Origin of the sequence: Okeania sp. KiyG1 (genome assembly GCF_014132355.1) — a bacterium.
Lineage (GTDB): Bacteria > Cyanobacteriota > Cyanobacteriia > Cyanobacteriales > Microcoleaceae > Okeania.
Window position 1 is genome coordinate 220,730 of sequence record NZ_BLZO01000187.1, and the last position, 7,686, is coordinate 228,415.

Here is a 7,686-nt window from a genome sequence, read left to right on the forward strand (position 1 = left end):
ATTTTTTCCTTATTGGTCAATCCTCTACCTTTTAGGGAGGAGTAATTATTCATTATTCATTAATGAACTCTCCTTTAAAAGAAGAGGATTAACTCAAAGGAAAATTTTTCTTTTTATCCTCTTAAAATAGGAGGCCTTCAACCACAATTTTTCGGTAAGAAGGAAGAAGGAAGAAGGATATAAATCAATAGTTTCTAATTTCCTTTTTGCAGTATGATTTTTGATGATTTGTATCACAAATGATAGAGAATTTGAAAAATTTTCTAACTTACTATTATAGCAGGTTAAAAAGGAAGAAAGAAGAAGAAATTAAGAGAAAGTCAACAATGATATAAATAAATAGTTTCTAGGATTAAAGAGAAGTCAATTCTCGGCCAAATTTTCTAGTTTCCTTTTTGCAGTATGATTTTTGATGATTTGTATCACAAATGATAGAGAATTTGAAAAATTTTCTAACTTACTATTATAGCAGGTCATTTCAGTTATCAGTTATCAGTTATCAGTACCTCTGCAATAAGGAGGCTTGACATAAGGAATATTCTCTTTTCTCTTGGTCTCATGGATATGGCGAACCTCGCCATCCCACCCTACGGGAAGCTGCGCTAAGGACCACTTTTTATCTCCTTAAAAGGGGAGGCGCATACCCACAATTTATCGGTAAAAAATTTACCATAATACTTAATTACTGGGAAAGGTCTATTCTCTGATATTTCCCCTAGTCAATACAGCAAAAGTAAAATCAACTAGAAATAAAAAATGTCAATTATAAAAATTTTAATGATTACGTCAATCTTCTTATTAACAACAGTAGTTAGTATATTTAATGATAGTAGAACTGAAGCTAAAAATAATAAGAGTCTTGTCTCTCAAAATAATTATTTCCAATTAGCTGAAGCTAACTCAGTCGAAAATTTACAGGATATTGTTGGGGAAGATGCACAAGTAGAAAAAGTAGTAGAAGGTTTCAAATTTATCGAGGGACCTGTCTGGCATCCTGACGGTTTTTTACTATTTAGTGATATTCCAGAAAATACAATTTATCAATGACAACCTAATCAAGAAGTCAAAGTATTTCGTCGTCCTTCTGGGAATGCTAATGGTAATACATTAGATTTACAAGGAAGATTAATTACTGGCGAACATAATAATCGTCGGGTGTCGAGAACTGAAAAAGATGGCAAAATAATTACACTTGCTGATGAATATAACGGTAAACGTCTGAATAGTCCGAATGATTTAGTTGTCAAATCAGATGGCAGTATTTATTTTACCGAAAAATTGTGGTTTAAAGCCTCCCCTTTTAAGGGGATAATAAATAAAAATTTTCATTATTAGTCAATCCTCTTCTTTTCAAGGAGAGGGAATTATTCATTATTCATTATTCATTATTCATTATTCATTGTTGAACAACCCTCCTTATGGAATTAAATCATAACAATAATAATTAGGTTTTTATGGTATTTATAAGATTGCACCAGATGGTAAGTTAACTTTATTAGTTGATGATTTTACTCGTCCTAATGGTATTCTTTTATCACCTGATGAAACTAAACTTTATGTTAATGATTCGGAAAAAGGTCATATTCGTGTTTTTGATGTTAAGTCCGATGGAACTCTAGAAAATGGCATGATTTTTGCTGAGTTAAAAGACTCAAATAAACGAGGTGTACCTGATGGAATGAAAGTAGATTTGCAAGGAAATGTTTATAGTACTGGACCGGGAGGAGTTTGGGTTTTTTCTCCATCAGGAAAGTTATTAGGAATTATTGCTGTACCAGAAAAAGTTGCTAATTTAGCATGGGGAAATAATGACTATAAAACTCTTTATTTAACAGCTAGTAAAAGTCTCTATCGAATTACTCTTAATGTTGCTGGAGTTAGACCGTTTCACTAAAGTCAAAAGTCAAAAGTCAAAAGTTAGAAGTTAGAAGTGATATTAATGGAACTTAAAACTTCTGCTCTTTCACTAAAGTCAAAAGTCAAAAGTTAGAAGTTAGAAGTGATATTAATGGAACTTAAAACTTTTACTCTTTCACTAAAGTCAAAAATTAGAAGTGATATTAATGGAACTTAAAACTTTTACTCTTTCACTAAAGTCAAAAATTAGAAGTGATATTAATGGAACTTAAAACTTCTGCTCTTTCACTAAAGTCAAAAATTAGAAGTGATATTAATGGAACTTAAAACTTCTGCTCTTTCACTAAATTCAAAAATTAGAAGTGATATTAATGGAACTTAAAACTTCTGCTCTTTCACTAAAGTCAAAAATTAGAAGTGATATTAATGGAACTTAAAACTTCTGCTCTTTCACTAAAGTCAAAAATTAGAAGTGATATTAATGGAACTTAAAACTTCTGCTCTTTCACTAAAGTCAAAAATTAGAAGTGATATTAATGGAACTTAAAACTTCTGTTCTTTCACTAAATTCAAAAATTAGAAGTGATATTAATGGAACTTAAAACTTCTGCTCTTTCACTAAAGTCAAAAATTAGAAGTGATATTAATGGAACTTAAAACTTTTACTCTTTCACTAAAGTCAAAAGTCAAAAGTTAGAAGTTAGAAGTGATATTAATGGAACTTAAAACTTTTACTCTACAGTAATTTCAGCTTATTATTTTACTTCATCAGTTACCAACTACTTGTGACATTTTTTAAGTGAATTGGTATTAGAACTGGTTGAAGAAGGAAGAAGGCGTTTAGTTATCTAGGCAATTAGTTATAGCAGTCGCCACTATAGTTAGGATATCGGGTAATTATGATGATTTATGATGCGAGCAAGATGCTCGCACTAATTGTCAAACACCAACCTGGCAGTTGCTATATCTAGTAGAAAAGTAAAAATCTTGTGTTGCCTAATACCAATTCATAAGCATTAATGCTATATTTATACCATTTATAAATAGTAATGCTATGCTTGATTACCAATGGATAATTGATAATTAATCGAATCTAGGTTTAACACCTCTCCTTTTAAGGAGAAAAAAGCGGTCGAGGGATGGCGAGGTCTCCTCGCCATATCCAATCGACCAAGAGAAGAAATCAGATTTCCTGATATTCAATTCCGTAACGGTTTTAACCAGAGGTAATTATCGATTATTCATTATCCATTATCAATTAATGAATATCTCCCCTTAGACAAGTTAAATATTCACAGCTAGATTAATGTTAAATAGACTTCTCCGATAATCAAAAATAAAACCAATTCATAGTACAGAAATTCTCAATTATTTTCCCCATAGTCCCTACTCCCTCTTTTCCAAAGATGTTAAATAATTATCTATCTAAAGCATCATATCAAGCAGTATTTCTTGGCTATAACTTTTTACCAATAATTACTTGGAAAGTATTGTCAAATCCTGCTGCTGAAATTGTGGCATTTTTCAACAACTATCGTATTCATAAACAGATTACATATTTGACTGTCAATAATTACGATTTAAAATTAGACATTTACCAGTCTCTCAAAAACAAACCTCACCCAGTAGTTATTTTTATTCACGGTGGTGGTTGGGTAGACCGCCCAAAAGAAGTCGAACTATTTTTTTTATTGCCATATTTGAAAATGGGTTTTTCTGTTGTGAATGTGGGGTATCGTTTGGCAGCAGAGTCCTTAGCACCCGCAGCAGTAACAGACTGTCAGTCTGCTTTACGTTGGACGATAAAAAATGCCCAAAAGTATAATTTCAATCCTGAAAAAATCATTATCAGTGGCTATTCTGCTGGAGGCCATTTAGCTATGACAACTGCTATGTTACCTACTTCTGCTGATGAGGAATTGAAAGTAGCTGCGGTAGTCAATTGGTATGGCATTACAGATGTCAAAGATTTACTTGAGGGGCCGAATGTTCAAGATTATGCTCTGGAGTGGATGGGCAACCAGAGCGATCGCTTGGAAATTGCCGAGGATGTTTCTCCTATTAATTATGTACATTCTGAACTCCCACCAATTTTTACTGTTCACGGCGATGCCGACTTAAGTGTCCCATATAATCATGCTGTGAAATTTCACGAAGCACTTAATCAAGCTAATGTACCGAATCAGTTATTAACTATTTCAGGAGGTGGACATGGAGGATTTAGTTATAGTCAAAATCTGAAAGTTTATGAAAATATTGAAGCTTTTTTCATAAAAAATGATTTATGGGGTGATTAACAATTAGGTGGTCGTGAATAATAATGGTTGAGGCCAGGTTGAGGATTTTTAGCAACTCCCAATTCCCAATTAATATTTCTTTACTATTAATTTCTACTACCACCTAATTAACTGCCAAAATGGCTGGAAAAACCAGAAAAAACTGAGGCAGTGTTGTTAACCTTAATCAATTAAGACGAATGTTATATCTGAGTGAATTTTCAGTAGCTAATTCAGCAGTTGGTATGATATTACCAATTTTTTTTGCACAGGAAACAATAACTCCACCAGCAGAAATAGACCCAGCTGTGGTTGATGGTTTTATGACTGCTATCAACTTAGTTTCTATTGTGGGATACTTAATAATGGCGTTTTTCTGTTACAAGATTTTCCAAAAGTTAAATGTTGAAGATGCTTGGTTTGCTTGGATTCCGATTTTAGGTACATACATTACTTTCAAAGCTGCTGATGAGGAAAAACCTGTACTATGGACAATTTTATCTTATATTCCATGTATTAATATCATTGCTGCAATTAAATCAATTATGGCTTGGGTGAGAATCTTTAAGAAGTTGAATAAATCTCCCTGGTTACTGTTGATATGCTTAATTCCGTTAGTAGGAAGTTTATTAGTATTTGGATATGCAGCATTTACCTAAAGTTTTTTCAACAAAGGAAGTAGTAATATTAATTACAGGAGTAATTTGAATAATGCTCAAACTTAAATACAGGAAAGTAATTTTTTTGATTCTTATTGCTATTCTGGCAGGGGGATCGATGGCTGCTTACTCTCAATCGGAGACTAATTTTTTACTCAAAACTGTAGAATTAGTTATGTTTCAACAAGCAGCAACAATTGTAATTTATCTCAGTTGTTTTGGTTGGGATATATTGCGTAGTCGTTAATGAAGTCAGAAGTTAGAAGTCAGAAGTCAGAAGTTAACCCACCCCTAACCCCTCCCAACCCACCCCTAACCCCTCCCAACCCACCCCTAACCCCGACCGTGGAGGGGAGGGGAAGTAGAGGATTTGAGGAACTCTCCAAAAATATTTCGCCTTAAAAGGCGGGGTTTTAGACCCAATTATTTTGATAAATAAGTTGAAATGCAAAAGTTTTCTGAATTCCTATCTGATAGAGAGCGATGTCAGCGATATATTTATCTGGCGATCGCTCTTCTTCCTATTATTGGTAGTTACTTTTTGAATTTTGGGCTGAAGATACCATTTATAGGATGTCCACTGTTACGTTATATAGGTATTCCTTGCCCTGGATGGGGGTTGACCCGCTCCCTAATGGCAGTTGCACAAGGAGATTTGAGTCAGGCGATCGCTTATCATTTATTTGGACCTATATTTTTTGCTGCGTTTGTAATTGCAATTTTACATATTGTTTTGGAATTAATAAATAATCGAAAAATCCGCACATTTTATGTACCTTTAATTCAAAATCATCATTTTCAGATTTTTTGTTTTCTAGTTTTATTTTGTTATCATGGAACACGACTACAACAGTTGTGGAAAACTGGAGAAATTTATAATTTTTTGATTCATTCCACCCTGGGAAATTGGTTATTTGGGTTTATTAGTTAAGTGTAGTGACCCACCCTAACCCTTCCCAGGAGTGGAATGTGGGGAGATGGGGAAATAATGAAGATGAAATATAAAAAGAATGCTACGAATAATTTAGCTGGTTAAAAAACTTTACCGAAAAATCCTGGTCTAAAGCCTCTCCTTTTTTTATTGCCATATTTGAAAATGGGTTTTTCTGTATTAATTAGTCGTGAATAGTAATGGTTGAAGGTTGATATTGCAATCTTAGCTCCTGAGACTTATGGCACTGCTCCCACTACTTCAGCTTAATTACATTGGAGAAGTTTCATCAATTATTAAATACTGAATATTCTTTATTAAAAAAATTATTTCAACGGAAGTAATTTGCTATTTGATATAATTTCTCTAGTCAAACAAAACAATTAATTAGCAATGAATCTACAAGAACAAAATTGGACTAACCTATTCGGAAATCATACCCCAGAAGGAACAGCTTGGTATGGTATTTGGACTAGATATTCTCCAGAATTAGAAGTTATAAAATCTTTTCAAGGAATCAGAAAATTCTCAGCTAATCAGGATAAAACAGTAATTACTCACCATAATAGTTATACTTATGCTGATGGTAGTACGGAAGAAAAACAATGGCAAATTGAGAAAGAAATTGTTAATAAACCAGATGGAATCATTCATCCAGCATTTGAATCAATGAGGACATTATCTTTCAGTAAAGAAGCCAAAACTTGGATGTGTCTACAATTAAAAATAGGGAATCTTTTTGGTTGTGAATTATTTTTCCAGCATCAAAATTTTCGGACTAGCGTTGCTTCTATGTATGGAGAGAATGGAGAACTAGCAGGATTTACACAAATTCGCGAGCATCTTAATAGTTATCCAGACCAAAAACCAGGAGCAGAATTAAAGAATATATCGGGAAATTGGGTGGGGCAAAAACAGTCCATGACTCCTGATTTACAAATTTCTCAAGAACCAGAACTGACAGAACTTAAGTTAGATCCAACTGCAGGTAAAAATCCAACATTTTTTCTGCCTGATGGTATAGTTATTAATGTTCCTGAAAAGGTAAACATAGGAGAAGAATTTGAACTTGTAGTAGGTAAGATGATGATAGAAAATAAGTATAAACGAATGACTATTAAATATGATAAAGATGGCAAATTTATTCAGTTAATTTCTGAAGTTTTTGACAGGAAAGATTAAACCTACATTCCGCACGACAAAACGTACCATAAAAATATAAGTCAAAAGTCAAAAGTCAAAAGTCAAAAGTAAGAAGTAAGAAGTAAGAAGTAAATTATAGTTGTCAATAGTCCAGTAGGGTGCGTTAGCGGAACGAAGTGGAGTGTAACGCACAATTTTTGATGTTGTGTGATGCGTTACGCTATCGCTAACAGCACCCTACAGGTGACTCTAGTTCTACTGGAGCAAAATGTTTTTACGTAGATATTTTTGTTTCAATCCCTAATTAGGGATTAGGGTTCGGAAAGTAATGGGTTTGGGTAAAATATACATGGAAGCTGTTGAGGTTTCAATCCCTAATTAGGGATTAGGGTTCGGAAAGCATATCAAATAAAGCTTATCCAAGCTTATAAAGCTACCCTGTTTCAATCCCTAATTAGGGATTAGGGTTCGGAAAGGAAGACGCTGTGTATGAGTTTAGTTACGAACCGGGTAGTTTCAATCCCTAATTAGGGATTAGGGTTCGGAAAGTATTTATGGAGAAAAATCCAATGTCCAAGTCTTTTATTGTTTCAATCCCTAATTAGGGATTAGGGTTCGGAAAGCCAGCATATCCAGTGGCAACAACGAGTTTCTATTTATGTTTCAATCCCTAATTAGGGATTAGGGTTCGGAAAGTCCCTGCCTTTTTAGCAGTTGGAGAAGAAATCAGGGTTCTTGTTTCAATCCCTAATTAGGGATTAGGGTTCGGAAAGGCATCAGCGTTCCTGATGATGATGCAGGCTAATGATCCAGGTTTCAA

Annotated in this window: 7 protein-coding genes, 1 pseudogene and 1 CRISPR repeat array; all 8 genes and pseudogenes read left to right on the forward strand. The window is 33.7% G+C overall.

What is annotated here, in order from left to right; genetic code table 11:
* Positions 1-756 precede the first annotated feature (756 nt).
* Positions 757-1,047 (forward strand): hypothetical protein, encoded by a 291-nt coding sequence (locus SAGCYANO_RS46980; RefSeq protein ID WP_237397226.1) that lies wholly within the window; start codon positions 757-759, stop codon positions 1,045-1,047.
* A 72-nt stretch (positions 1,048-1,119) separates the two neighbouring features.
* A pseudogene (locus SAGCYANO_RS46985) lies at positions 1,120-1,335 on the forward strand (SMP-30/gluconolactonase/LRE family protein); the annotation flags it as partial.
* Between the two features lie 133 nt (positions 1,336-1,468).
* Positions 1,469-1,894 (forward strand): SMP-30/gluconolactonase/LRE family protein, encoded by a 426-nt coding sequence (locus SAGCYANO_RS42070; protein ID WP_237397230.1) that lies wholly within the window; start codon positions 1,469-1,471, stop codon positions 1,892-1,894.
* 1,369 nt (positions 1,895-3,263) lie between these two features.
* Complete coding sequence (locus SAGCYANO_RS42075; protein ID WP_202225438.1) at positions 3,264-4,154, forward strand: alpha/beta hydrolase; 891 nt, start codon at positions 3,264-3,266, stop codon at positions 4,152-4,154.
* A gap of 179 nt (positions 4,155-4,333) precedes the next feature.
* Positions 4,334-4,792, forward strand: coding sequence for a DUF5684 domain-containing protein (locus tag SAGCYANO_RS42080; RefSeq protein ID WP_202225439.1), 459 nt, complete (start codon positions 4,334-4,336; stop codon positions 4,790-4,792).
* Positions 4,793-4,844: 52 nt separating this feature from the next.
* A complete protein-coding gene (locus SAGCYANO_RS42085) occupies positions 4,845-5,039 on the forward strand; it encodes a hypothetical protein (RefSeq protein WP_202225440.1) in 195 nt (64 codons plus the stop codon).
* A gap of 198 nt (positions 5,040-5,237) precedes the next feature.
* Positions 5,238-5,723, forward strand: coding sequence for a DUF2752 domain-containing protein (locus SAGCYANO_RS42095; RefSeq protein ID WP_202225442.1), 486 nt, complete (start codon positions 5,238-5,240; stop codon positions 5,721-5,723).
* A 393-nt stretch (positions 5,724-6,116) separates the two neighbouring features.
* Entirely contained in the window at positions 6,117-6,905 is a 789-nt protein-coding gene (locus tag SAGCYANO_RS42100; RefSeq protein ID WP_202225443.1) for a DUF3598 family protein, read from the forward strand.
* Positions 6,906-7,156: 251 nt separating this feature from the next.
* Positions 7,157-7,639: direct repeats of the CRISPR family, unit length 36 nt; unit sequence GTTTCAATCCCTAATTAGGGATTAGGGTTCGGAAAG.
* Positions 7,640-7,686 lie beyond the last annotated feature (47 nt).